Here is a 946-nt window from a genome sequence, read left to right as displayed (position 1 = left end):
AACGCGCTCGCGCTGTCGCCGAACCTGTAACGGCATCGCCATCACCGCGAACGGGCCGACCAAACTGCCGGCCCGGACGAACGAAGGGCAGCCCCGCGGGGCTGCCCTTTTTCATGTCGCGTGCGGGTTGCCGCGCGCCGCCGTCACCAGCCGTACTTCAGCTCGACGCCGACATAATCCGCGTTGTGCCCGCCCGCCTGCCGGATCGCGTCGCCGACCTGGAAATGCACGGCCTCGATCGCGCCGATCAGGTTCGCGGCGATCGTCCAGTCCGCGCGCAGCTGCACGTACATGCCCGTCCACAACCCGCCCTTGCCCGCCGTGCCCGGCACCGGGATGTTCGGCTGCTGATAGACGGCGTCGCCGGTCGTCTCCCGCCACTGGAAGCCCAGCGCGCCGAGCAGCGACAGGTTCGCCGACGGTTTCAGCGTCACCGACGGCTTCACGTGAATCAGGTTCGCGTAACTCGTATAGCCGGCCAGCGTGAAGTAATAGCCGTTCGGAAACAGCGGATTGAAGGTGCCGACGCGGCCGTCGTGCGGATGCCGGTCGCCCGATGCCGCGTCGACCTGCAGCGCAATGCGCGGCGACCACGGCGCGTCGAGCCTGTAGCCGGCGATCGAACCGACGGCCCACGCGCCGATCGTGGCGTTGCCGACCGTGCCGCTCTGCAGCATCGTTTCGAGATCCCAGTCGAAGCGCCCGTGCGTGCCCGTGTAGCGAACGTCCCATACGTCGCGATGCTCGGGGCCGCTCGCATCGAGAAAACGCGCGCTGCTGCGGTTGTAGCGCGACCAGTAGCCGGACAGGTCGCCCGGCCCGACCGACTGCCGCTCGAAGCGCACGCCGCTGAACGTGAGATCGCGATTCGACACGTCGTCGAAATCGGACGCGTTGCGGTTCTGCACCGGCTGCGTCGCATAGCCGATGAAGCGCCACTTGCCGT

General features: G+C 68.1%; 1 protein-coding gene. It reads right to left on the bottom strand.

Going from position 1 to position 946, the window contains the following annotated elements; translation table 11 throughout:
- Nucleotides 1-143: 143 nt before the first annotated feature.
- Nucleotides 144-946 (bottom strand): alginate export family protein (locus JMF90_RS38590; RefSeq protein WP_201326495.1); only part of this gene is annotated, 803 nt, incomplete at its 5' end.

The organism is Burkholderia sp. E168m23, assembly GCF_016586125.1.
In the GTDB taxonomy this organism is placed as follows: domain Bacteria; phylum Pseudomonadota; class Gammaproteobacteria; order Burkholderiales; family Burkholderiaceae; genus Burkholderia; species Burkholderia orbicola.
Note: the sequence above shows the minus strand (reverse complement) of the source record. Positions and strands in the feature narration are given on the sequence as shown.